This window comes from Neptunomonas qingdaonensis (genome assembly GCF_900113275.1).
Classification (GTDB): domain Bacteria; phylum Pseudomonadota; class Gammaproteobacteria; order Pseudomonadales; family Balneatricaceae; genus Neptunomonas; species Neptunomonas qingdaonensis.
The window spans coordinates 1-25,108 of record NZ_FOOU01000001.1 but is presented as its reverse complement, the minus strand read 5'-3'; the positions used below and the strand labels follow the sequence as shown (position 1 = coordinate 25,108).

The following is a 25,108-nucleotide window of genomic DNA, read 5'->3' as shown; positions in this document are numbered from 1 at the left end:
CTGACTGCATGTGAAGAAGAGAGATGAACCTGAAACCAGGAAAACATACTCAGGCGACACGGCAGAGAGTGATCAGAATATTTCTGATTCAGGCTTTAGTGGTAGTAGTAATGGCCGTCATAGCATTACTGTTAGGTGTGACTCAAGCCTACTCAGTGTTACTGGGAGGTCTGCTTTACTTACTACCCAATGCATATTTTGCAAAGCGATTGTTATTCAGCCGTCAGCATGGCTCAGCAAATCGAGCACTGGCAGAAATGTATATCGGTCAAATATGGAAAATGGCGATATCGATAGTGGCTTTTTCAGCTGTCTTTATCATGGTTCGACCTTTGAGCCCATTTTCCTTATTTTTCGCTTTTATACTGCTACAGGTATCCGGTTGGTATCTGCAGATGAAAGCGAATTACCGATTCCTGAAACTTTAAGAAACGAGAGAACTGAGAATGGCTAGCGGAACTGTCACATCCTCAGAATATATATCTCACCACTTGACCAACTTAACGTTTGGCAGCCATCCAGAACATGGATTAGGTTTTGCTAAGACGGCAGTTGAAGCGGCTGAGATGGGATTCTGGGCAATTAATGTTGATACTATGTTGTGGTCTATCGGTCTGGGTGTGTTATTTACCTGGCTGTTTAGCAAAGTTGCTAAATCTGTTACGGCAGGTGTTCCGGGTAACACACAAAACTTTGTAGAAACACTCATTGAGTTTGTTGAAGATAACGTCAGCAGTATTTTTCATCATAAAAATGCACTGATTGCGCCTTTGGCATTAACCATTTTCGTCTGGATTTTCCTGATGAATACAATGGATTTAATACCAGTAGACTGGATTCCTTATATCGCTGGTCAGATGGGTATTCACTTTATGAAAGTGGTTCCTACAACTGACATCAACGCCACTATGGGAATGGCATTGAGTGTATTCGGATTAATTCTTTACTACAGCATCAAGATGAAAGGTCTCGGTGGTTTCCTGGGCGAACTGGCTTTCCAACCATTAGGTAAATGGATGCTTCCATTCAACCTATTCCTGGAAATTGTTGGCTTACTCGCAAAACCAATATCATTGGCATTGCGACTGTTCGGTAACATGTATGCAGGTGAGATGATCTTTATCCTGATCGCTTTACTGCCGTTCTGGATTCAGTGGGTTCTTTCTGTTCCATGGGCGATTTTCCACATTCTAGTTATTACATTGCAGGCATTCATCTTCATGGTATTGACGATAGTCTATATGGCCATGGCGCATGAAGAGCACTAAATTGTGATCGCTGAATAAAAAGATTTCATTCAAAACTTAAACTTAACTTAACTTTAACTTAGCAATTAGATCGGAGAAAAACTGATGGAAATGGCTTTGCTATATATCGCTGGTGCACTGATGTTGGGTCTTGGGGCCGTAGGTGCTGCTGTTGGTATCGGTATCCTTGGTGGTAAATTCCTTGAAGGTGCTGCTCGTCAGCCAGAACTGATTCCGCTTCTGCGTACACAGTTCTTCATCGTAATGGGTCTTGTTGACGCCGTTCCGATGATCGGCGTAGGTCTGGGTCTGTATGTACTGTTTGCTGTTGCAGGCTAATAAGTAGAGATGCAAACCTTTCCCATGTATATGGGTAACTACTTTTTAGAACAACTGCGAGAGGTAATGGCGTGAATATCAATCTAACCATCATTGGTCAGGCCATCGCATTCGCAATCTTTGTTATGTTTTGCATGAAGTATGTATGGCCACCTATTACAGGTGCCCTGGCAGAACGTAAGAAAAAGATTGCTGAAGGTCTGGACGCTGCTGAACGTGCTCAGCGCGATTTGTTACTGGCTCAAGAAAAAGCCGTAGAAAATATGCGTGAAAGCAAGGAACAGGCAGCCGCCATCATCGAACAGGCTAATAAGCGGGCTAGTCAGCTAGTCGACGAAGCTAAAGAGCAAGCGCGTGTTGAAGCAGAACGCATCAAGACAGCCGCTCAGGCAGAGATCGAACAGGATGTTAACCGTGCAAAAGAAACTCTTCGGAAACAAGTAGCTACATTAGTAGTTGCCGGTGCTGAAAAGATTCTGGAAAAATCGGTTGACCAAGCAGCCCACGCTCAGCTGGTTGATAAACTAGCAGCGGAGCTTTAAGCGAGGTTTACGATGGCTGAACTCAATACAGTCGCTCGTCCCTATACGAAAGCTGCATTCGAATTTGCGCAAGAAAAAGGCAATTTGGATCAGTGGTCAAAAATGTTATCAACTGTCGCAACGGTGGCAAGTGATAGTGTAATGGCAAAGGTTCTGGGAAATCCTGCGCTGACGAGTAAGCAGAAAGCTAGCGCTATGGTAGCGGTTTGTGAAGACTATCTGGATGAACCAGGTAAGAATTTCATTCAGTTACTCGCTGTTAATCAGCGTCTTGGTTTACTCCAGGAAATAAATGCGCAGTTCGAGCAGCTCAAAGCGAATTTGCAGAGGTCGGTCGATGTCGATGTGACCACTGCATATGAACTGGATGAGCAACAGCAACAGAAATTAACTCAGGCACTCAGCGCTAAGCTGGATCGTGACGTGACACTGACATCTAGCGTGGATAAATCAATCCTTGGCGGTGTTATTCTACGTTCACAAGACCTGGTAATCGACGGCTCAGTTCGCGCCCGATTGGCGAAACTAGCTGAAGCACTGAATTCCTGAGTATGAGGAATAACCATGCAGCAACTGAATCCATCTGAGATCAGCGAGATTCTCAAGAAGCGCATCGAAAAGCTGGATGTGTCTTCTGAAGCCCGAAATGAGGGCTCTATAGTCAGCGTATCCGATGGTATCATCTTGATCCACGGCTTGGCTGACGTAATGTACGGGGAAATGATCGAATTCCCTGGCGGTATTTACGGTATGGCGCTCAACCTTGAGCGTGACTCTGTCGGTGCTGTAGTTTTAGGTGATTACCAGGGTCTGGTCGAGGGCATGACTGCCCGATGTACCGGCCGTATTCTTGAAGTACCGGTCGGACCGGAACTGAAAGGTCGCGTTGTAGACGCGCTGGGTAACCCAATCGACGGTAAAGGTCCGGTTGAAGCTAAATTATCTGACGCTGTTGAAAAAGTAGCGCCGGGTGTAATTGATCGTAAATCGGTAGACCAACCTGTACAAACAGGTTTGAAAGCGATTGATGCGATGGTACCTGTAGGCCGTGGTCAGCGTGAGTTGATTATCGGTGACCGTCAGATCGGTAAAACAGCTATCGCGATTGATGCGATCATCAACCAGAAAGGTACGGGTGTAACCTGTGTCTACGTAGCTATCGGACAGAAGCAATCTACGATTTCAAACGTCGTACGTAAGCTGGAAGAGCATGGCGCAATGGATCATACCATTGTTGTTGCTGCCGGCGCTGCTGACCCTGCATCCATGCAGTTCCTGGCTCCTTATGCTGGCTGCTCTATGGGTGAATACTTCCGTGACCGTGGTGAAGATGCACTGATTGTATACGATGACCTGACTAAACAGGCATGGGCATACCGTCAGATTTCACTATTGTTACGTCGTCCTCCGGGTCGTGAAGCTTATCCTGGTGACGTATTCTACTTGCATTCTCGTCTGCTTGAGCGTGCTGCTCGTGTAAACGCTGATTACGTAGAAAAATTCACAAACGGTGAAGTGAAAGGTCAGACAGGTTCTTTAACTGCTCTGCCGGTAATCGAAACTCAGGGCGGTGACGTTTCTGCTTTCGTACCGACCAACGTTATCTCCATTACTGATGGTCAGATCTTCCTGGAAAGCAGCCTGTTTAACGCAGGTGTACGTCCGGCGATCAATGCTGGTTTGTCTGTATCCCGTGTAGGTGGTGCAGCACAGACTAAGATCATCAAGAAGTTGGGTGGTGGTGTACGTCTGGCTTTGGCTCAGTATCGTGAATTGGCTGCGTTTGCGCAGTTCGCATCTGATCTTGATGATGCAACACGTGCTCAGTTGGAACACGGTCAGGCTGTTACTGAGCTTATGAAGCAGAAACAGTACTCACCAATGTCTGTTGCAGAGATGGGCTTAAGCCTGTTCGCAGCAAACGAAGGTTTCCTGAAAGACGTTGAAATTAACAAAATCGGTAGCTTTGAATCTGCGCTGATCTCTTTCTTCAACAGCGAAAATGCTGACCTGATGAAAGATATCAATAAGAGCGGTAACTTCAGCGATGAAATCGCTGCACAGTTCAAAGCCGGTATTGATAAGTTCAAGTCAACTCAGACTTGGTAAGCACTCGTTGAGTGGTGGCCTGCAAATTTACGCAGGCCTTTACTAAGTTAAGGTTATATAGGCGGAACTATGGCAGTCGGAAAAGAGATTAAGACGCAAATAGCGAGTATCGGTAGCACGCGCAAGATTACCAGCGCCATGGAAATGGTTGCTGCGTCAAAAATGCGCAAAGCTCAGGATCGCATGCATTCTTCCCGCCCGTACGCTCGCAGTATCCGTGGTGTTATTCAGCATTTGTCTAAATCAAATCCTGAATACAAGCATCTTTACATGCAGGAACGTGAAGTTAAACGTGTCGGTTATATTATTGTAGCAACTGACCGTGGACTTTGTGGTGGTCTTAACGTTAACGCGTTTAAGAAAGCCATGTTAAGCATGAAAGAGTTCAACGACAAAGGCGTCGAGATTGACGTTTGCGCGTTAGGATCTAAAGCAGTCTCCTTTTTTAAGACCTACGGCGGTAATGTAGTAGCAGCAAAAACCCATTTGGGTGATCAGCCTGAAGTAACGGATCTGATCGGTGCTGTGAAAGTTATGCTGGATTCTTTTTCTGAGGGTAAGCTGGATCGTCTGTACGTTGTGGCTAACACTTTTGTTAACACAATGACGCAGAACCCGCAGGTTGAACAAGTGCTTCCACTGAAAACAGAAGACGATGAGGCGCTGCTGAATAATCACTGGGACTATATTTATGAACCTGACGCTAAAGAACTGCTGAATGGCCTTCTTATGCGTTATGTTGAGTCCGAAGTGTATCAGGCAGTAGTTGAGAATAACGCCTGTGAACAGGCCGCGCGAATGCTGGCAATGAAAAGTGCAACTGACAATGCCGGTGATTTGATTGACGAACTTCAAATGATTTATAACAAAGCTCGTCAAGCGGCAATTACTCAGGAAATTTCTGAAATTGTAAGTGGTGCTGCGGCTGTTTAATGCGGTGAACGGGTTAAAATTTAAGAGGATCCGAACATGAGTAGCGGACAAATTGTTCAGATTATAGGCGCGGTTGTCGATGTGGAATTTCCACGTGACAGCGTACCTAAAATTTACGACGCGCTGACCGTTTCAAAGAATGGTCTGACACTTGAAGTTCAGCAACAGCTGGGTGACGGTGTAGTACGTGCGATCGCGATGGGCCAGACTGAAGGTGTGAGTCGTGGCTTAGATGTAGAAAATACTGGTGCTCCAGTTTCTGTACCTGTAGGTACAGCAACATTAGGACGTATCATGGATGTATTGGGTAATCCAATTGATGATTGTGGTCCTATCGGCGAAGAAGAGCGTATGCCTATTCACCGTAAGGCTCCTTCTTATGCTGATCAGGCGGCTTCTAACGAGCTGCTGGAAACCGGCATCAAGGTTATCGATCTGGTATGCCCATTCGCCAAAGGTGGTAAAGTTGGTCTGTTCGGTGGTGCCGGTGTAGGCAAAACCGTAAACATGATGGAGCTTATCCGTAACATCGCTATTGAGCACTCAGGTTTCTCAGTATTTGCTGGTGTAGGTGAGCGTACTCGTGAAGGGAACGACTTTTACTACGAGATGAAAGAGTCCAACGTATTGGACAAAGTATCTCTTGTTTATGGTCAGATGAATGAGCCTCCAGGAAACCGTCTGCGCGTAGCGTTGACTGGCCTGACTATGGCTGAAAAATTCCGTGACGAAGGTCGTGACGTACTGTTGTTTGTTGACAACATCTACCGTTACACACTGGCAGGAACTGAAGTATCAGCTCTGTTGGGTCGTATGCCTTCAGCGGTAGGTTACCAGCCTACGCTAGCGGAAGAGATGGGTGTTCTTCAGGAGCGTATCACATCAACTCATACAGGTTCTATCACGTCTATCCAGGCGGTATATGTACCAGCGGATGACTTGACAGATCCATCTCCTGCAACCACCTTCTCCCATCTTGATGCGACAGTAGTACTGTCTCGTCAGATCGCAGAACTAGGTATTTACCCAGCAATCGATCCTTTGGATTCCTCTTCACGTCAGTTGGATCCTCTGGTTATCGGTCAGGAACATTATGACATTGCGCGTAATGTACAGGGTGTTCTTCAGCGTTATAAAGAGCTGAAAGATATCATTGCAATCCTGGGTATGGATGAGTTGTCTGAAGAAGACAAGCAAGTGGTTACACGTGCTCGTAAAATTCAGCGTTTCTTGTCTCAGCCGTTCTTTGTTGCAGAAGTATTCACTGGTTCGCCAGGTAAGTACGTTTCCCTGAAAGACACTATTCGTGGCTTTAAAGGTATTCTGGATGGTGAATATGATTCACTGCCAGAACAGGCGTTCTACATGGTTGGTGGCATTGAAGAAGCTGTTGAGAAAGCCAAAGGCATGTAATTGCTTTTGGTAAACCTTTAGAAGGAAAACAACATGGCTATGACTGTTCATTGCGATATCGTAAGTGCCGAAGAAGAAATCTTCTCTGGTCTGGTCGAGTTCGTATCAGTAACAGGTAGCCTGGGTGATCTGGGTATCTACCCAGGTCACGCTCCGCTTCTGACGGAACTGAAACCAGGCCCTGTCGAATTGCGTAAGCAGGGCGGCGAACAGGATATCTTCTACGTATCTGGCGGCTTCTTTGAAGTACAGCCAAACAAGATTATCGTTTTGGCAGACACTGCAATGCATGCAGGTGATCTGGACGAAGCGGCAGCTCTTGAAGCGCAGAAGCATGCTGAACAAGCGATGGGTGATAAGCAAAGCGAATTCGAATACGGTCGCGCTGCTACTCAACTGGCTGAAGCGGCGGCACAGCTCCGCACGCTACAGCAAATTCGCAAAAAGCTCGGCAAATAAAACTGACGTCGTTGAGTTACACACGAATAAAAAGGCAGCTTAGGCTGCCTTTTTTTGTGGTTGTCGAAGCAGTAGCATTAAAGCATTTCCCATAACGTATCAAAAATTATCTGCTGAGCCGTCGACACCTCTTTCGAGTCAATAAGTACCGCCGTAGGATAGTTGTTTGATGCTAATGAAATGATGGCACATTTCGGGGGATAGATAGCAATATAGGCGGCATCAACAGGACCTTCGGTTTTAATCCACTTTCTCTGTGATAACTCGGCATCTTCACCTCCCTCACCAATAGCGATTACCCGCACGCCGATTTTTCGCTGGATTCTTTGTGCCGTGTAATTCGGAAAGGGACGATAAAGGTGAGAACGAATCGGTTTTGAGGAAAATACAGAGTATTTGCGTTCACTCATTTGTGAGACGCTACTCAGAATATCTCTGAGCACAAACTCTATACCATCATCCCCCTCATAGAATTGCACATTAGCCGCAGTGAAATTAGGTTTAAGGTGATTAAGCTCGGGAATGATCGAATTTTTCAGTTGTTGAATCGTATTTGAGATCTCAAGTTGCTTCTGTTCAGCTAACTGTAGCAGTACTTCAGGATCGCGTGGAGAAAAAAGGCGGCGCTTTCCTTTTGGTAAATAACTGACAATACCTTTTTGCAGAAGTACTTTTAAGCAGTCGTACGTGGTACCCCGATTAATCCCTGCTTTCTCGGCAATGCTCCTGATGGGGCTGGGTCCAAGCGATAGTAATGCACGATAAATAGTAATTTCGCGTTGATCGAAGCCGAGTCTTTCTAGTATTGAATTTTGCATTTGTCAAAATTTTCCAGACAAAAAGTATTGTATAAGTTGAACTATAATATAGATTATCCATCATTCAATAAATTATGTAGATTTTTAATCTATTCAGATGCTACAGGATCGGATAATGACAACGGATATTGTAATTTTAGCAGCGGGTCAGGGAAGCCGTATGAAATCTTCTCTGCCTAAAGTACTGCACGCTGTTGCTGGCAAACCTATGGTCAAGCATGTACTGGATCAGGCACGTCATATCGATGAAGCAAAACTTCATGTGGTGATAGGTCATGGTGCCGAGCTGTTAGAAAAAGCGTTATCCGAAGAACAGCTGATGTTTGTTTTACAAGAGGAGCAGCTTGGTACCGGTCATGCGGTTGCACAAGCCTTACCCAATGTAGATCCTGAAGGGATAACCTTGATTTTATATGGTGATGTTCCGTTAACGCGTTCAGAGACCATGCAACAATTGGTCAGCATCGCTGCGCAGGGAAATTTAGGATTATTGACGGTTCATCTACAGAATCCTAGCGGGTATGGTCGGATTATCCGCAATCAGGACAATCATGTTGTGGCTATTGTTGAGCAAAAGGATGCGTCAGATGAGCAGCTTAAAGTAACAGAAGTTAATACCGGGATTATGGCGGTGCCCACTGGCTTATTGTTAGCATGGCTGCCTGAATTATCGTCGAACAATGCCCAGGGCGAATATTATTTAACGGATATTATCGCTATGGCCGCCGACCAGGGTGTTTTTATTGAAACACAGCATCCTGGCTGCGAACAGGAAGTGCAGGGCGTTAATAACCGCGTTCAGTTAGCCGAGCTTGAGCGCTGGTATCAACTACAGCAAGCGCAGACATTGATGCTCGACGGTGCAACATTAGCAGATCCTGCCCGGGTTGATGTTCGTGGCAAGGTAACGGTTGCAGGTGACGTCGTTATTGATGTTAACGTGGTATTTGAAGGTAACGTGGTATTAGAGCGAGGTGTCATTATTGAGCCAAACTGCATTATTAAAAACTCAGTGATCGGCGAAAACACACGTATCAAGGCCAACACCATGATTGAAGATGCTGATATTGGCTCTGATTGCGATGTGGGTCCTTTTGCAAGAATACGTCCCGGTACACAATTAGCGACCGGGGCAAAAGTTGGTAATTTCGTCGAGACTAAAAAGGCGATCATTGGTGAAGGCTCAAAAATTAATCATCTGAGTTATGTCGGTGATGCCATTATCGGTAAGAATACGAACATCGGTGCCGGCACTATCACCTGTAACTATGATGGAGTGAATAAGTCATTGACGCAAATTGGAGATCAGGTCTTTATCGGTTCGAATAGCGCGTTAGTTGCGCCTGTAAAAATTGGATCCGGCGCTACAGTCGGCGCAGGTTCAACGATTACCAAAGAAGTAGCTGAAAGCCAGTTGGCTGTGGCGCGGGTAAAACAAACTAATTTGTCTAACTGGCAGCGCCCAGTCAAGAAAAGCTAAGGAGAAGCAAGCATGTGCGGAATTGTTGGAGCAACGGCTGAGCGTTCGGTATCAGGAATATTATTAGAGGGCCTGCGTCGCCTGGAGTACAGGGGCTACGACTCTGCGGGCATGGCGGTCTGGGATGGTAAGTCCATTCAGCGCTTACGTCGGGCGGGTAAGGTCCAGGCGCTGGCCGATGCATTGGAAATGCAACCGCTGCCGGGTTCTGCAGGTATTGCACATACGCGTTGGGCGACTCATGGCAAACCGACAGAGCACAATGCACATCCACACATGTCAGGTTCAGCATTGGCCGTGGTGCATAACGGAATTATCGAAAATTTTGAAGAGCTCAAATCAGAGTTGATGACTGGTGGTTACCATTTCAGCTCTCAAACAGATACAGAAGTCATAGCACATCTGCTGGATCGCGCTATTAAGGCAGGAGCAGATCACTTAAGTGCAGTCAAAGCGACGGTAGCAACGCTGGATGGTGCATTTGCTTTAGGTGTGATGCATGAAGATAACCCCGGTGAACTGATTGCAGCACGTCAGGGCAGTCCATTGGTGATCGGTGTTGGTATTGGTGAAAACTTCATCGCATCGGATCAATTAGCCTTGTTGCCGGTGACTGATCGCTTTATGTTTCTTGAAGAGGGTGATATTGCTCACCTGACCAGAGATGAGATTATCGTTTGGGATATGAACGGCGAACTCGTCCAGCGAGAAATTGTTCAGTATGAACATGCTACATCTGCTACCGAAAAGGGAAAATTCAAGCATTTCATGTTGAAAGAGATCTATGAACAGCCAGGCGTAACGCTGGCTGCTTTTCAGGATCGGGTTCAGGATGCACTGGTGAATGAAAGAGCATTCGGTGAACATGCCTCTGCTATTTTTGACCAGGTAAAGCAAATTCAGATCATCGCCTGTGGTACCAGTTATCATGCCGGGATGATTGCCAAGTACTGGATGGAAGGGCTGGCAGGTATTCCTTGCCATGTTGAGGTGGCCAGTGAGTACCGTTATCGTCCGGTGGTGATTCAGGAAGGCACATTATTTATTTCGATTTCTCAATCAGGAGAAACGGCAGATACGTTAGCGGCGTTGCGTGATGTTAAACAACAAATCCTGGCAAGTCTGACTATTTGCAATGTTCCGGGTAGCTCGTTGGTACGTGAGTCGGATCTGTTCCTGATGACCAATGCCGGGCCAGAAATTGGTGTAGCGTCAACGAAAGCGTTTACCACCCAGCTTGTTTGCCTTTTGTTGACGACTGTCGTTATTGGCCGTCGCTTTAAAATGACGCAAGCAAAAGAGCGACAAATCGTTGAATCTCTTATGTTACTGCCTTCTCTGATAGAGCAGGCACTGGCAATGGATGCTGATATTGAATTGATGTCGCAGGCGTTTGCTGAAAAGCATCATTCTCTGTTTTTGGGACGGGGAACGCTTTACCCGGTCGCCATGGAGGGTGCTTTAAAGCTGAAAGAGATCTCCTATATTCATGCCGAAGCCTATCCAGCGGGTGAGTTGAAGCACGGGCCTTTGGCGTTAGTTGATAAGGATATGCCGGTTGTAACGATAGCTCCGCGTAACGACATGCTGGATAAACTTAAAGCAAATTTGCAGGAAGTTAGCGCACGCGGCGGAGAGCTGTTTATATTTGCTGGTTGTACACAGAAAGTTCAGGCAGGCGACGGTATTCACGTTTTGGGTATGCCAGAGATGCCAGAGATTCTGGAGCCGATTGTTTATACGATACCCTTACAATTGCTCTCTTACCACGTCGCCGTGCTGAAAGGCACCGATGTTGATCAGCCACGTAATCTGGCAAAATCGGTAACGGTGGAATAAAATTCCCTGCTTTCTGAATAATTGATAGCGAAGAATAAAGTCTGTCGGAACCTTTAATTATCCAAGGGGTAATTGAAGGTTCTGCCAGGTCGATGACAATTGAAAATGTAAGATCACAAAAAAGCTGATATGAGCGTAGATAGTGAAATTGCTCAGGATCTGAAACCATACCTCGGAAAGATTGTTTTCCGGAAAATCTCGCCCAGACTCATTCGTCAATTGTCGCGCTGGTGTAGCGACAATCTGCTTGGCGTATTCGCACGCTCACCGCCCAATGTTTCTTGATTACAGGCTTTTGTCAGGTAATTGTTAACTTAATCGTATGTTCCATAGCAAAAGCTTTATAGTTTTTTTGACCAAAACAGTACTATGTGTATAGTAAACAACGCCAAGACACGACTTATAAATCAGTCTGTTATTTGTTATATCGCCATTTAACTGGAGTCACCCCCTCATATGAACCTGCTATGGGTCGTACTACTACCTCTTATCGGCACATTAGTCCCTTTGTTTACAGAGCGTTTCGGCCGCAATATCTGTACTTTATCCGTTGCATTATTACCCGCCTGGTCACTCATTCTGGTACTTATGTATGCAGTGGATATATTTGATGGTCAAGCCATTCGCCAAACCATAGAATGGATTCCCGCTATAGGGCTGGATCTTTCATTTCGCCTAGATGGTCTGTCACTACTGTTTTTATTATTGATACTCGGCATTGGACTACTGGTAATTCTGTATGCCCGCTACTATCTGTCAGCAAAAGACTCGATGGGACAATTCTTTGCTTACCTGATCCTGTTTATGAGCGCGATGGTCGGTATTGTTATATCAAATAACCTGATCCAATTATGGATGTTCTGGGAATTAACCAGCATTAGCTCATTTCTACTGATCAGCTTTTGGTCTCATAAATCAGAGGCCCGAAAAGGCGCGAGAATGGCCCTAACCGTGACAGGAGCAGGTGGACTTGCTCTACTCGCAGGGCTGTTGATGATCGGCAATATGGTCGGTAGTTATGACCTCGATACAGTATTAGCGAGTGGCGACCTGATTCGATCACACGCCGCTTATCCGGTAGCCTTAGTATTGGTACTGTTAGGTGCATTCACAAAGTCAGCACAATTCCCGTTTCATTTTTGGTTACCCCATGCCATGTCGGCACCTACACCGGTAAGTGCCTACCTACATTCCGCCACGATGGTAAAGGCGGGTATTTTCCTCATGGCTCGTTTTTATCCGGCATTGGCTGGTACAGACCTATGGTTCATGATTGTCAGCCTAACCGGCTTGATAACACTCCTTATAGGTGCATATGTCGCCCTGTTTAAGCATGATCTAAAAGGCCTTCTTGCTTATTCGACGATTAGCCATCTAGGGCTGATTACTCTGCTGTTAGGTCTTAACTCGGATCTTGCCGCAGTCGCGGCAGTATTCCATATTATCAACCACGCTATCTTTAAAGCTTCGTTGTTTATGGCTGCCGGAATCATTGATCACGAGTCTGGCTCACGGGATATGCGCAAGCTCAATGGCCTGATGAAATACATGCCCTATACCGCGACACTCGCCATCGTCGCCGCGCTATCAATGGCAGGCGTTCCTTTATTGAATGGCTTTCTGTCAAAAGAGATGTTTTTTGCTGAAACCCTTAACCAAAGTACACTGGGCTCTCTGTCTTGGATGATTCCGCTGTTAGCCACAGTCGGCGCTGCGTTTTCTGTCGCCTACTCATTACGCTTCATTCATGATGTATTCTTTAACGGTGAGCCGATAGACCTTCCTAAAACCCCAAAAGAACCTCCGCGTTATATGAAGGTGCCGGTCGAGATTCTGGTAGCCCTGTGTTTACTGGTGGGGATATTCCCTGCCTATGTTGTCGGTGACCTATTGCATGTCGCCGCCTCTGCGGTGCTGACTCATGATGTTCCCGTTCACAGTTTGGCTATATGGCACGGATTAAACATACCGTTGTTCATGAGTTTCCTGGCTATGGTGGGAGGCGCAATTATTTACTACAACCGACGTCATCTTTTTCAGTTTCAATCACAATTTGATGAACCTGATGCAAAAAATATCTTCGAAGGCGGTGTTCAATCGATCGTCAACGCTTCTGAGCGCATTATAAGTGCCTTGGAAAACGGCTCTTTGCAACGGTATATGTTTTTATTGTTGTTATTCACATTAGTCATGGCGGGATTACCTCTGCTTGGTCTGACTCAGAACATAGGCACGCGCACTCAAATCCCGCTTGACGGTGCAACAGTCACCGGGGCCGTGCTATTGGTATTGAGTGCCATCGCAACCGTAATATGGTACAGACGGCGATTTCTTGCGCTGATATTTTTGTCTGTTGTGGGGTTAATGGTATCGCTGATATTTGCTAAATTTTCAGCACCAGATTTAGCCCTAACGCAACTATCAGTCGAAATAGTTACCATTATTTTGTTACTTCTGGCGCTATTCTTTTTACCGCAAAGTACACAGAAAGAGTCAACTAACAGGCGTTTAAGCGGAGATTTATTAATTTCAGGGCTATTAGGTTGCGTCATAGGGACCATCTGTTTCGCCATGCTCACAACGCCTTTGGATACGATTTCAGACTTTTTCTTAGCCAACAGTAAAACCGGTGGCGGCGGAACCAATGTGGTGAATGTCATTTTGGTCGATTTCAGAGGCTTCGACACACTCGGTGAAATTACCGTACTGGGTATTGCCGCATTAGGGATTTTTAAACTGATTGCCAAAATGCGTATCTACATGCCTGTACGTGACGACGCCGGACGTGCCTGGAGTAATGATCCTCATCCTATGATGTTTGAAATGGTGTCACAGAGTCTGCTTCCATTAGCGATACTGGTATCCGTTTATATTTTCTTACGCGGGCATAACGTACCCGGTGGTGGCTTTATTGCCGGTCTTATTACCGCCGTGGCGATTATTCAGCAATATATTGCACATGGTGTTCAGTGGATTAAACCCCGAATCAAAATCGACTACCAATGGCTCATTGCCGGCGGGATATTAATTGCGACCACGACAGGCTTAGGCAGCTGGATATTTGACGAACCATTCCTGAGCACCTGGTTTGATCACTTCAATTTACCCTGGGTTGGAGAGTTCGAACTCGCCAGTGCTATGTTGTTCGATTTAGGGGTCTACCTAACGGTCGTGGGCTCTGTGATGCTAATACTGGCAAATTTGGGCAAGCTTACCACTAGCGAACGCTTTGAAATGAAGGAGAACGATTGATGGAAGCGATTTATGCGTTCTGTGTCGGTATATTGACTACCTGTGGATTTTTTCTCGTGCTAAGAGGACGGACATTCACTGTTGTCATAGGTTTAACCCTGCTGTCGTACGCAGTAAACTTGTTTCTTTTCGCCAGTGGTCGCCTAAAACTCAACGGTGCTGCAGTACTGGGACAATCTGCTGAATACAGCGACCCATTACCGCAAGCACTGGTATTAACCGCTATTGTAATCGGCTTTGCCATGACTGCATTTGTGGTGATATTAGCCATGCGCTCGCGAGCTGACCAAGGCAATGATCATGTAGACGGTCAAATGCCTGACCAACCCAGCCGGATCAGTGTTTCAGATAAGAGGAGTGGTTAATGCAACACTTGGCTATTTTTCCCATTTTATTGCCGCTGCTGGCGGCTGTCTTTATGTTATTGCCGCCGTTAAGTAACTCCATCACCCGACAGCGTATTTTTGCCGTTTCGATTTTGCTTCTTCTGGTTACAGTATCCACTTTGCTTTTGCTCACCAGCCATCAACAAGGAACCCAATTGTACATACTGGGTGGCTGGCAACCGCCTTTCGGCATCACCCTGGTCGGCGACAGACTATCAACCATGATGGTATTACTTACCTCGGTGCTTGGTTTGGGCGCACATTTATATGCCTGTGCGGGTGAAGATAAAGATGGCATGTATTTTCACCCACTTTTTATGTTTCAGATCATGGGGGTTAATGGCGCGTTTCTGACAGGAGATATTTTTAATCTGTTTGTTTTCTTTGAAGTGCTGCTGATTGCTTCTTATGCGCTATTGATACATGGCGGCGGTAAACAGAAAACCAAAATGAATGTGCATTATGTGATTCTTAATTTAGTCGGCTCGGGTATCTTCCTGTTTGCACTGGGTATTTTATACGGCACCATCGGCTCACTTAATATCGCCGACATGGCCAACAAAGTACGCTTATTAGACGAACATGAACAAGCCTTAGCGAAAGCCGGCGGCCTGTTATTGCTGGTAGTATTTGGGTTAAAAGCGGCTTTGCTGCCATTACATTTTTGGTTACCTAAAACCTATGCAGCAGCCAGTGCTCCGGTTGCAGCGCTCTTCGCCATTATGACCAAGGTGGGTGTCTACAGCATTTTACGTGTACACACGACCATCTTTGGCGAAGATGCCGGAGCCCTTGCCGGCATTGCCATTCCTTGGTTATGGCCATTGGCGCTGCTAACGTTAACCATGGGAGCCATCGGCGTACTGGCCAGCCCGGGCTTAAGGTTAACCGCAGCCAATTTAGTCATCGTCTCGGTCGGGACGCTCATGCTGGCGATTGCCATGCAACGTGAATCGGCCACCTCTGCAGCGCTTTACTATATGATGCATACGACTTTGGTGACAGGCGCACTCTTCCTGATCGCAGACCTCATTAGTAAGCAACGAGGCAAAGCCGAAGATCGCTATGTGATCGCGCGCAAAATGAGGTATGGAAAATTCATAGGCATTGCGTTCTTTATTGCCGCACTCACGTCAGTGGGTATGCCACCCTTATCAGGTTTTGTGGGTAAAATACTAATATTACAAGCCACTCAAGGCTTAGCTGAAACGGCTTGGGTATGGGCGATCGTGCTGCTGGCAGGGCTAGCGTCGATGGTAGCCATATCCCGTGCGGGTACCACTATTTTCTGGCGAGCTGCAGGAGAAAATACCAATAATGAGAAGCTCTCCCCACTGAAGATTATCGCCGTTGTTTTATTACTCTCTGCATCACCGCTGTTGGTCGTGTTTGGGGGGGCGGTTACAGACTATACCAACCTGGCAGCGGCTCAACTGCATAACTCGATGCCAACAGTGACTGCTCTACTTCCAGGAGGGAATGAATAATGACAACTAGTCCGCGTTTTCGCTTGTTACCCATGCCACTGCATTCTCTGCTACTGTTCGTCGTCTGGCTATTGCTCAATAATACTGTCGCACCGGGCCACTTAGTATTAGCTGCATTTTTGGCAATCGCCATTCCTTTACTGACATCGGGTATGCATGATCCGCAACCCAGTATTCATAAGCCATTCGTTACTCTTCGCTATATATTAATGGTGATCGGTGACATTGTTGTGGCTAATTTTGAAGTCGCGGTATTAGTCATTGGTCCCGCTAAAAAGCTGCAGCCTGCCTTTGTCGCTATCCCTCTGGATATCGAACATGAACTTCCGATCACTATACTGGCCAGTACGGTCTCTTTAACACCTGGCACCGTTAGCGCAGAAATCTCCGAAGACAAAAAATGGCTCTATGTACACGTGCTTAATCTGACGAATGAAGAAGAGCTTATCGCCTTAATCAAACACCGTTATGAGAGACCTCTTAGGGAGATTTTCAAATGCTAAGTACTGCAATAGTGGTTGCAACCACGCTAGTTTGCATATCTTTAATCCTTAACTTGTGGCGTTTGTTTATTGGGCCAAGCAGACCTGACCGCATTCTGGCACTCGACACCATGTACATTAACAGTATTGCGTTGATCCTGTTGTTTGGTATTTCTTCAGGTACAACCCTGTATTTTGAGGCTGCATTGTTAATTGCCATGCTGGGGTTTGTGAGTACCGCCGCCATGTGCAAATATATTTTACGTGGCGACCTGATCGAATAAGCAGCCACTTAAAGCCATGTAACAACGATATACAGCTAAAGAGTTAGGAAAATAGAATGGAATTTTGGATTGAGTTAGTAGTTTCAGTATTGCTGGTAGTGGGAGCCATATTTGTATTTATTGGCTCACTGGGCCTGGCAAAGCTGCCCGATTTTTACACCCGGCTTCACGCCCCAACCAAAGCGACAACGTTGGGCATGGGCTGCATGCTTATTGCGTCGGTGATACTAGTCACCTATCAGCAAGGTTATTTAAGCCTGCATGAGCTGCTTATCACATTATTTTTGCTCATTACTGCGCCTGTTACCGCCCATATGCTGGCTAAAACGGCGCTGCACCATAACCTGGAGATACTCGATAAAACGTCAGACAAGGCCCTGTCAAAGCGTGCACGTGAGCGAATGAATCCATAGTCAGCCATCTAGATCCACCCAACAGAGAGCCTGCCTGTGGTCCGTCAAAGACAATGAGCAGGGCTTTACACAAGCGAAGCATTTTTTATCCAAGATTTCATATTTTCATCGCTTGTTTTTTGTAGCATACGATTAAGTGAATAACTTTATTTGAGAACTTTACACGGAAGCACGGGCTCCTGGCGTTAGTTGATAAGGATGTACCGGTTCTCAAAGCAAACTTGCAGGTAGTCAGTGACGGTAGAATAACCCTTAGAAACGACCCAACCGCCAGGCAAAATCCTTCATGCGTGATTCTTTAGATAGTTGGTGAAAGTCTGGTAACGGTCCACTAACCCAGGATCTTTTTCCGGCGTGAATGTCCGATTGATACGGTGTGGCCAGACGGGGCGTTCGCTATGTGCCAGCCATGCAATACCCTTGGCAGTCGTTTCCCTGGCTTCAAATCGGATTACAGGAAGTTGAGACAGGTTTGCTAGTTTCTGGCATAAGCCATCCAGTCGTGAGACGCCGCCACTCAGATAAAGCTGCCTGATTGTTGTTGCTGAGTCGCGCATCAAATCCAGATTGTTCAGGAGCAGAAAGAGGATGCTTTCAACCACGGCAACGGCACGATGCTCAATGCTGTGCGATTCATTGCTGTTATGCATGTTGTTATTAATGCTGTTGAAGAATTTCGGCTTCAGGTCAGTGTTCCACCAGGGGCTGCCAATGTTTCCGATACTGTTGATAAAGATAGGTGGTGCCGTGATGGCTGCCAGCCATTGTGGTAATTGTTCCCACCAATCGTCTTTGGGATACTGCTTCCTGATCCAGTTCAGTGCGCTGCCGGCGCCGTTGACGGTTCCTTCCAGAAAATAACGGGATGATTGCGCATCAGTATAGCCAATGCTAGTTAGCAGCGGAGCTTGCAACTGTACTTCTCTGATTGGATACAGCACAAATCCGCCACTTCCAAGATTGATATAGGCGGTATTGGCCTCAGGTTCTCCGGCAGCGAACAGCGCCGCATTCTGGTCGCCGTTGGCAGCGGTCAGTGGAATGCCGGTATCCAGCAATGTGCCGAAATGCCGGCAGCTCGCCACGCAATCGGGTAAAACATGTTTCGGGATAGCGTAAAGGCTTAATAGCTCTTTCGACCAGTCACAGGTACGGATATCCATGAGTTGAGTGCGTTGCGCATTGGCAGGATCAACGACAAATGCATCACTGCGGGTCAGATGCTTGAGCAGGTAACTACTCAGAGGGAGTAAACGTAAAGCGCTATGTGGCTGCTGTTGATCCCGCTGTTGATCGAGAATCCAGCGCATTTTGCTAGCACCATAATGCGCCGATAGCGGTAAGCCACTGATGTCCTGGATACGTTGTTTTTTGTCTGGCAAAGTTTCGATCAGCCCGGTGGCACGGGTGTCTTGCCAGCTGACAGCGGAAGCTACAGGCTGTCCCGACTCGTCACAGGGAACCAATGTCGAGCGTTGCGTCGCCAATCCGCATTGTCTGATTTGATTGCGCTGGGATGCTGGAATTTTTTGCAATACTTGTTCGATGCAGACCTCGATGGAGCGCAGAATCTGCAGCGCATCCTGCTCAATGTGCCCATTGCTGAGGCGCTGCAGCTCTACCGACTGCCATTCGCTGTCGATGGTCCTGCCATTGGAATCATAAAGAATGGCACGGCTGGCATGCGTGCCTTGGTCTATAGCAAGCGTGAAATCCATAAACAGAGTATAGCAAATTATCAGTTTTAGCATGAAATGGCGCAATTTTGGTAAATCACGCCACTTGTTTTTTGTATAAGGTAACTCATGTTATTTTGCAGAATCCAGGGACAGTTTACTTAATTCAACTTACCTTCAGGACTAGGTTTCACGGAGAATGGTGAAGCGCGATCCAAGCACCGCGTAAGGCATAATTCTTGCCTCTGTAGTATTCGAGTAATACCACTCGCCTTTTAGCACATGATATTTTCTTTGATGTCAGACCGTTAACAATGACTTGTTGGCAGTCGTTCGTACTATTTTTTCGAGCATCGGAGCAAATAATGAATAATAAAAAGATATTAATGATCACAGGTGATTTTACTGAAGATTATGAAACCATGGTTCCTTTTCAGACGTTAATGGCTGTAGGGCATAGCGTGGATGCAGTCTGCCCGGATAAAAAAAGTGGTGACACCGTGGTTACCGCTATTCATGATTTTGAAGGTGATCAGACCTATACGGAAAAACGCGGCCATAATTTTGTATTAAATGCGACTTTTGATGACGTTGTGTTGGCAGATTATGATGCGTTGGTTATTCCGGGTGGGCGGGCACCCGAATATTTGCGGTTGAATCCTCAGGTCCTGTCTATGGTTAAGCACTTTTTTGATACGAATAAACCGGTGGCGGCAGTCTGTCATGGGGCGCAGCTTTTAGCGGCCGCAGGCGTATTGAAAGGTAAGCAATGCTCAGCGTATCCTGCATGCCAGCCTGAGGTGGAAAGTGCTGGCGGTACATTTGCAGAAATCGAGGTATTTGAAGCGGTAACAGACGGGAATTTGGTGACAGCGCCGGCTTGGCCAGCTCATCCTGCTTGGCTATCTCAGTTTATGATATTGTTAAACAAATGATATCAGGGTGACGTAACTGCGAAAGTAAGACGGTTGATTTAACGGCTTGGGTTAACTCGGCCGTCTTATCCTTTGGATAAACAAATACGGAGTGAATGCCCGTGTGTAAACTCTTTATTCAGGCGAATGCTGAGCTTTGGTCAAGTAGCACCAGGTCTTTGCGTATTGATGGGATGGTCACGAGTATTCGGCTCGAAAATTATTTCTGGACGATACTGGATAATATTTCTAGCCGGGATGGTATGAATATTCCTCAAATGATCACACGTCTTTATCATGAATCAATCGACGCCGAACATGATTTAGGTAATTTCACGTCGTTTCTTCGCGTATGTTGCATGCGCTATTTAGCCTTGCAATTGAGTGGAGAGATTCCAATAAATGAGAATGTGGCAATATCTTCGTTGGATGTTGAGGATATATTGGCGCGTGAGAAACGAGATTATCATTAGTTTATCTCTGATGGATGATGGTTTTTATTCCCGGTCAACTTTCGTTAACTTCAACTAACGCTAAATTAGTTCACCTTTGTGTATTCACTGGTTAGGATAGCTCTACTATTTAGTAGGGAGAAATAACGTGAACGATACGGTAACTATTTTCGCCATCAATTTCATAGCGACGATCGGAGTTATATTTCTGATCGTTGCTGCGGGTTTATTGATCAGCGCTTTTATTCTTTATCAACATGATAAAAAGCAAACCTCGCAAACAATTCGACGCAACTATCCGCTGATTGGTCGTTTTCGCTATCTATTTGAGCATCTGGGTGAGTTCTTCCGTCAGTATTTCTTTGCGATGGATAGGGAAGAGCTACCGTTTAACCGTGCACAACGCAGCTGGGTATATCGTGCTGCAAAGAACATAGATAATACGATCGCTTTCGGCTCGACACGTGATTTACGCAGACCCGGGACTTATTACTTTCTTAACTGTCCATTTCCCACCTTATCTGAAGATTCCGCACAATCACAACCGTCGCGCATAGGGCCCTATTGTGAGCATCCGTACGATGCACCTTCCTTCTTTAATATTTCGGGCATGAGCTATGGAGCCCTATCCGCGCCAGCGGTTCAGGCGTTGTCACATGGTGCGGCTAAGGCCGGTTGCTGGATGAATACCGGTGAAGGTGGCTTATCTCCTTTTCATCTTGAGGGGGGCTGTGATCTGGTCTATCAGATCGGTACGGCAAAGTATGGTGTTCGGGATGCAAATGGCCAGTTATCAGATGAAAAGCTAAGAGAAAAGGCAGCCATTAAACAGCTACGTATGTTTGAACTGAAACTTTCTCAGGGCGCTAAACCCGGAAAGGGAGGGATTTTACCTGCAGAGAAAGTCAGTAAGGCAATCGCTGAAATTCGTGGTATTCCTGAAGGGAAGGCGTCTATCAGCCCTAACAGGCATGCAGACATCGCTACTATTGATGACCTGCTTGATACTGTTGCAAGAATACGCCGGGTCACGGGTAAGCCTTGTGGGTTTAAACTGGTCTTGGGTACAACTGACTGGTTAGATCAGTTTTGTGAAGCGGTGAATCATCGGGGCATTGAAAGTGCGCCCGATTTCATAACGCTGGATAGCTCTGATGGTGGAACCGGCGCGGCACCTATGCCTTTGATGGATAACGTAGGTTTGCCGGTGCGTGAGAGTTTGCCGATTCTGGTGAATAAACTACACCAACATGAATTACGTGAACGAATCAGAGTGATTGTATCCGGCAAGATGATAAACCCGAGTGATGTAGCGGCAGCTATTTGTGTTGGTGCAGATTTTGTTGTCAGTGCACGCGGATTTATGTTTTCACTGGGATGTATCCAGGCGTTGCAATGTAATAAGAACACCTGCCCGACGGGTATTACAACACATGATCCTGACCTGCAGCGGGGGTTGGTGCCAGAAGTAAAAGCGGAACGCGTCGCTCATTTTCATAATAACCTGGTGCACGAGGTAGAGACGATAGCCCACTCTTGTGGAGTAACCGAGCCACGTCAACTAAAGCGTCATCATGCTGCCATTGTCATGGACGGCGGTAGTTCGGTGCCGTTAAATATTATTTACCCTGAGTATTAAGCGAGCCGACTGCTTAAGGATTAGCAGAGAAGCCCGGCACTCAGCTAGAGTGAATCAAACCAGGCTTTTCTGTCTAATACCGTTGCAAGCTTACGTATTTCGCGGTGTTCTTCAATAGCGCGTCTGGCTTTAAATAAACGTTGCGTTGCTTGTTTTTTGTTATGAAGTTTTTTTGTGTCTTCGTAGCCCATGAGCGTATTCATGATCTCAAGCTGTATTTCGCTGAAACGATCTGCATTCTGTTTTAACATCACATATCAACCTGTTCTCTGTTGTTTTGCGACAGGATATTTTATTCAGATTGCAGAAATATTAAGGCGATGAAAATAGTTGATTACACTTCAATATCAGGGGGTGTAATAAGACGCTTATCGTTCTGTCTTAAGCTGCGCAGGCTACGTTTAATAGTTTTCAGGTGATCAAGTAGCGCGGGGCCGAGACGCATTGCAACGCCAACGGCTAATACATCAATAACGACGAGGTGGAGCACTCTGGAGGACATCAAGGTGCTTAGGTCTTTATCCTCTTCCACATCAATATGGATAGCGATATTGGCCAGGTCGGCTAATAAGGTATTACTCGGGCATAAAGTGATAACGGTCGCGCCGGTCTCTTTGACTAATTTGACGGTATGCAGCAGGTCTTTCGTTTGGCCTGTTTGTGATATAGCGACAACCACATCACCTGCTGACATAGAAACAGCGGAGATGGTTTGCATATGCGGATCAGAATAAGCAGCAGCAGATATCTGTAAACGGTAGAATTTATGTTGTGCGTCACTGCACACAGCCGCGGAGGCGCCAAAGCCATAAAACTCTATCCGTTTTGCTTTGACCAGCACATCAATCGCATTTTCCAGGGTTTCAGCATCCAGCTGATCACGAATGTTGATCAGGTTGCCGATCATTGAGTCGAAAATCTTTTGCTTAAACTCTGAGACCGTGTCTTTAGAGTCCAGAGCAAACTGTTCGAAGTTAGGGTTACTGGCCAGCCCTTGAGCTAGCGTCAGTTTAAAGTCCTGAAAACCATCATAATGCAGTGCGCGGCAAAATCTAACGACGGTAGGCTCGCTGACATTCGCTTCCGAGGCCAGATCCACGATACGCATGTGGATAACTTCCTGTGGATTAGCCAATACGAAGTCTGCTACTTTTTGCTCCGATTTTCGGAGTGTAGGGTGAGCATCATTGATTGTCTTTAGTAAGTTTGCTGCGTTCAAAAGTAACTCTCGTTAAGCGCGATTACATAACATATCAGTATATCAACGAAATCTTGAACAACATAATGTCACAAGGATTAATGATCAAAACCAGGCAATTTTCTCTAGTGACTAAGGCTGGATAGATGAAAAATTAAAGCAGTTTGTTTTAGTTTCGGTGTAGTGTCTCGGTATTACCACGTACGTAATAAAAGAGCTGTCCGTGATTATTGCAGGGGCTTATAGTGCATGCTATGTTTATTGCATATTACTGAAAAATAATAAAATAAGGAGTAGGCCTTTGAAACGTCGTCAATTTCTAAAAGGTGCCGGAGCTGCAACCGTAGCAACAGGTGCCTTGATGTCCACTGCCGCTCAGGCAGCACCAGAATTTAAGTGGAAAATGGTAACTACCTGGCCTAAAAACTTCCCTGGTTTAGGTGTTGGAGCGAACAACCTGGCTCAGCTGATCAATGATATGACCGGTGGCCGGGTCGAAGTTAAAGTTTATGGTGCTTCAGAATTAGTTGGAGCGCTCGAAATTTTTGATGCTGTCTCCCGCGGAACAGCGGAAATGGGCCACGGTGCTTCTTACTACTGGAAAGGTAAAAGCCGTGCAGCGCAGTTCTTCGCCGCTGTACCTTTTGGTTTGACCGCTCAGGAGATGAACAGCTGGTTGTATCACGGTGGTGGCATGGAGCTGTGGGAAGAAACCTATGCAGCGTTTGGCCTGGTGCCTGGCGCTGCAGGTAATACTGGCGTACAGATGGGCGGTTGGTTCAATAAAGAGATCAACTCAGTAGAAGACCTTCAGGGTCTTAAAATGCGTATGCCTGGCTTAGGTGGAGAAGTATTGAAGCGAGCGGGAGGTACTCCGGTATTACTACCAGGTGGCGAGATCTTCCCTGCACTGCAATCTGGCGCAATCGATGCAACAGAGTGGGTGGGCCCATATAACGATGCAGCCTTTGGTTTACATAAAGCCGCGAAGTTTTACTACTACCCAGGATGGCATGAGCCAGGTACAACCCTTGAGTGCTTCATGAATAAAGAAGCATTTGAGAAATTACCCGCTGACTTGCAGGTGATTGTGCGTAATGCGATTCGTGTCGCTAACCAGGATATGCTGGCAGATTTCACGGCGAAGAATAACCTCGCACTGGAGCAGTTAGTTAACGAGCAGAACGTGCAGTTACGTAAATTCCCGGATGATGTTCTGGCGAAACTGAAAGCGCTGTCTGATGAAGTGATTGCAGAAGAAGCGGCGAGTGATGACATGACGAAGAAAGTGTTCGACTCTTTCGTTAAATTCCGTGATCAGGCGACTAAATGGCATCAGGTATCTGAACAGGCTTACCTGAATGCGCGTAACCCGCTATAAGGGTTAATTGTTAATCTTAAAGCCGGCAGATGCCGGCTTAATGAGATGGTTCCCCTCGCTTTTAACCAGCTATGCTGGAAAGGTGACGAAACCAACAAGGAGAACCATCTCATGTATATCAAAGTCCTTGGAATCGATTTAGGCAAGTCTTCTTTTCATTTAATCGGTTGTGACTCCCACGATCAACAAGTCTGTAAAAAGAAACTTTCTCGTCAAAAACTCATAACTTTTATCGCTCAACTACCGCCGTGTCTGATTGCATTTGAAGCCTGTGGTGGTGCGCATTGGTTAGGCCGCCTCTGTATGGAGCACGGTCATGACGTTCGATTAATCCCACCTCAATATGTTAAACCTTTCGTTAAAGG

25 protein-coding genes and 1 pseudogene are annotated in these 25,108 nt (G+C 46.2%); 22 read left to right on the top strand and 4 right to left on the bottom strand.

Annotated features, from left to right (window positions below):
• Positions 1-23: 23 nt before the first annotated feature.
• The 9 genes from BM099_RS00130 to BM099_RS00090 all read left to right on the top strand — a co-directional run bounded on the left by BM099_RS00130 (position 24) and on the right by BM099_RS00090 (position 7,042).
• On the top strand, positions 24-428 hold the full coding sequence (locus tag BM099_RS00130) for an ATP synthase subunit I (RefSeq protein WP_090722853.1): 405 nt from the start codon (positions 24-26) through the stop codon (positions 426-428).
• An 18-nt stretch (positions 429-446) separates the two neighbouring features.
• A complete protein-coding gene (gene atpB, locus BM099_RS00125; RefSeq protein WP_090722848.1) occupies positions 447-1,268 on the top strand; it encodes a F0F1 ATP synthase subunit A in 822 nt (273 codons plus the stop codon).
• A 90-nt stretch (positions 1,269-1,358) separates the two neighbouring features.
• Complete coding sequence (atpE, locus tag BM099_RS00120; protein ID WP_425319905.1) at positions 1,359-1,586, top strand: F0F1 ATP synthase subunit C; 228 nt, start codon at positions 1,359-1,361, stop codon at positions 1,584-1,586.
• 71 nt (positions 1,587-1,657) lie between these two features.
• A complete protein-coding gene (locus BM099_RS00115; RefSeq protein WP_090722839.1) occupies positions 1,658-2,128 on the top strand; it encodes a F0F1 ATP synthase subunit B in 471 nt (156 codons plus the stop codon).
• A gap of 12 nt (positions 2,129-2,140) precedes the next feature.
• Positions 2,141-2,677, top strand: a complete 537-nt coding sequence (locus tag BM099_RS00110) for a F0F1 ATP synthase subunit delta (protein WP_090722836.1) — start codon at positions 2,141-2,143, stop codon at positions 2,675-2,677.
• A gap of 15 nt (positions 2,678-2,692) precedes the next feature.
• The gene (gene atpA / locus BM099_RS00105) at positions 2,693-4,237 is read left to right on the top strand and encodes a F0F1 ATP synthase subunit alpha (protein ID WP_090722833.1); all 1,545 of its coding nucleotides are present in this window, start codon (positions 2,693-2,695) and stop codon (positions 4,235-4,237) included.
• A gap of 69 nt (positions 4,238-4,306) precedes the next feature.
• The gene (atpG, locus tag BM099_RS00100; protein ID WP_090722831.1) at positions 4,307-5,170 is read left to right on the top strand and encodes a F0F1 ATP synthase subunit gamma; all 864 of its coding nucleotides are present in this window, start codon (positions 4,307-4,309) and stop codon (positions 5,168-5,170) included.
• A gap of 36 nt (positions 5,171-5,206) precedes the next feature.
• Positions 5,207-6,583 carry a F0F1 ATP synthase subunit beta gene (gene atpD, locus BM099_RS00095; RefSeq protein ID WP_090722829.1) on the top strand — a complete coding sequence of 459 codons (1,377 nt, stop codon included), beginning with the start codon at positions 5,207-5,209 and terminating at the stop codon, positions 6,581-6,583.
• Positions 6,584-6,616: 33 nt separating this feature from the next.
• Complete coding sequence (locus BM099_RS00090; RefSeq protein ID WP_090722826.1) at positions 6,617-7,042, top strand: F0F1 ATP synthase subunit epsilon; 426 nt, start codon at positions 6,617-6,619, stop codon at positions 7,040-7,042.
• 77 nt (positions 7,043-7,119) lie between these two features.
• Here the strand turns inward: BM099_RS00090 and BM099_RS00085 are convergent, their stop codons facing one another.
• Entirely contained in the window at positions 7,120-7,860 is a 741-nt protein-coding gene (locus BM099_RS00085) for a TrmB family transcriptional regulator (protein ID WP_090722824.1), read from the bottom strand.
• 115 nt (positions 7,861-7,975) lie between these two features.
• Between BM099_RS00085 and glmU the strand changes: the two genes are divergently transcribed.
• The 8 genes from glmU (at position 7,976) to BM099_RS00045 (ending at position 17,483) form a co-directional block, all read left to right on the top strand.
• Positions 7,976-9,340, top strand: a complete 1,365-nt coding sequence (gene glmU / locus BM099_RS00080; protein ID WP_090722822.1) for a bifunctional UDP-N-acetylglucosamine diphosphorylase/glucosamine-1-phosphate N-acetyltransferase GlmU — start codon at positions 7,976-7,978, stop codon at positions 9,338-9,340.
• A gap of 12 nt (positions 9,341-9,352) precedes the next feature.
• The gene (gene glmS, locus BM099_RS00075; protein WP_090722819.1) at positions 9,353-11,179 is read left to right on the top strand and encodes a glutamine--fructose-6-phosphate transaminase (isomerizing); all 1,827 of its coding nucleotides are present in this window, start codon (positions 9,353-9,355) and stop codon (positions 11,177-11,179) included.
• Positions 11,180-11,635: 456 nt separating this feature from the next.
• The gene (locus BM099_RS00070) at positions 11,636-14,431 is read left to right on the top strand and encodes a monovalent cation/H+ antiporter subunit A (RefSeq protein WP_090722816.1); all 2,796 of its coding nucleotides are present in this window, start codon (positions 11,636-11,638) and stop codon (positions 14,429-14,431) included.
• Entirely contained in the window at positions 14,431-14,796 is a 366-nt protein-coding gene (locus tag BM099_RS00065; protein ID WP_090722812.1) for a Na+/H+ antiporter subunit C, read from the top strand. The genes BM099_RS00070 and BM099_RS00065 overlap by 1 nt, the downstream gene beginning before the upstream one ends.
• Entirely contained in the window at positions 14,796-16,304 is a 1,509-nt protein-coding gene (locus tag BM099_RS00060) for a monovalent cation/H+ antiporter subunit D (RefSeq protein ID WP_090722807.1), read from the top strand. Before BM099_RS00065 ends, BM099_RS00060 begins: the two co-directional genes overlap by 1 nt.
• Positions 16,304-16,807, top strand: coding sequence for a Na+/H+ antiporter subunit E (locus BM099_RS00055; protein WP_090722803.1), 504 nt, complete (start codon positions 16,304-16,306; stop codon positions 16,805-16,807). The genes BM099_RS00060 and BM099_RS00055 overlap by 1 nt, the downstream gene beginning before the upstream one ends.
• Complete coding sequence (locus tag BM099_RS00050) at positions 16,801-17,070, top strand: K+/H+ antiporter subunit F (protein WP_090722800.1); 270 nt, start codon at positions 16,801-16,803, stop codon at positions 17,068-17,070. Before BM099_RS00055 ends, BM099_RS00050 begins: the two co-directional genes overlap by 7 nt.
• 56 nt (positions 17,071-17,126) lie before the next feature.
• Entirely contained in the window at positions 17,127-17,483 is a 357-nt protein-coding gene (locus BM099_RS00045) for a Na+/H+ antiporter subunit G (protein WP_090722798.1), read from the top strand.
• Positions 17,484-17,767: 284 nt separating this feature from the next.
• Here BM099_RS00045 and BM099_RS00040 read toward each other — a convergent pair whose 3' ends face one another.
• Complete coding sequence (locus tag BM099_RS00040; protein ID WP_090722796.1) at positions 17,768-19,234, bottom strand: FGGY family carbohydrate kinase; 1,467 nt, start codon at positions 19,232-19,234, stop codon at positions 17,768-17,770.
• 290 nt (positions 19,235-19,524) lie between these two features.
• On the opposite strand from BM099_RS00040, the gene BM099_RS00035 reads away from it, so the two are divergent.
• The 3 genes from BM099_RS00035 (at position 19,525) to BM099_RS00025 (ending at position 22,164) form a co-directional block, all read left to right on the top strand.
• Positions 19,525-20,094 (top strand): DJ-1/PfpI family protein, encoded by a 570-nt coding sequence (locus tag BM099_RS00035; RefSeq protein ID WP_090722794.1) that lies wholly within the window; start codon positions 19,525-19,527, stop codon positions 20,092-20,094.
• A gap of 101 nt (positions 20,095-20,195) precedes the next feature.
• Positions 20,196-20,546: a ribbon-helix-helix domain-containing protein gene (locus tag BM099_RS00030; RefSeq protein ID WP_090724105.1), complete on the top strand. Its 351-nt coding sequence runs from the start codon at positions 20,196-20,198 to the stop codon at positions 20,544-20,546.
• Between the two features lie 127 nt (positions 20,547-20,673).
• Positions 20,674-22,164, top strand: a complete 1,491-nt coding sequence (locus BM099_RS00025; RefSeq protein WP_090722791.1) for an FMN-binding glutamate synthase family protein — start codon at positions 20,674-20,676, stop codon at positions 22,162-22,164.
• Positions 22,165-22,208: 44 nt separating this feature from the next.
• Here BM099_RS00025 and BM099_RS00020 read toward each other — a convergent pair whose 3' ends face one another.
• Positions 22,209-22,415 carry a PA3496 family putative envelope integrity protein gene (locus BM099_RS00020; RefSeq protein WP_090722788.1) on the bottom strand — a complete coding sequence of 69 codons (207 nt, stop codon included), beginning with the start codon at positions 22,413-22,415 and terminating at the stop codon, positions 22,209-22,211.
• Positions 22,416-22,498: 83 nt separating this feature from the next.
• Positions 22,499-23,383, bottom strand: a complete 885-nt coding sequence (gene hexR, locus BM099_RS00015) for a transcriptional regulator HexR (RefSeq protein ID WP_090722786.1) — start codon at positions 23,381-23,383, stop codon at positions 22,499-22,501.
• A 280-nt stretch (positions 23,384-23,663) separates the two neighbouring features.
• On the opposite strand from hexR, the gene BM099_RS00010 reads away from it, so the two are divergent.
• Both BM099_RS00010 and BM099_RS00005 read left to right on the top strand, forming a co-directional pair.
• On the top strand, positions 23,664-24,743 hold the full coding sequence (locus BM099_RS00010) for a TRAP transporter substrate-binding protein (protein WP_143083706.1): 1,080 nt from the start codon (positions 23,664-23,666) through the stop codon (positions 24,741-24,743).
• Positions 24,744-24,854: 111 nt separating this feature from the next.
• Positions 24,855-25,108, top strand: a pseudogene (locus tag BM099_RS00005) (hypothetical protein); the annotation flags it as partial.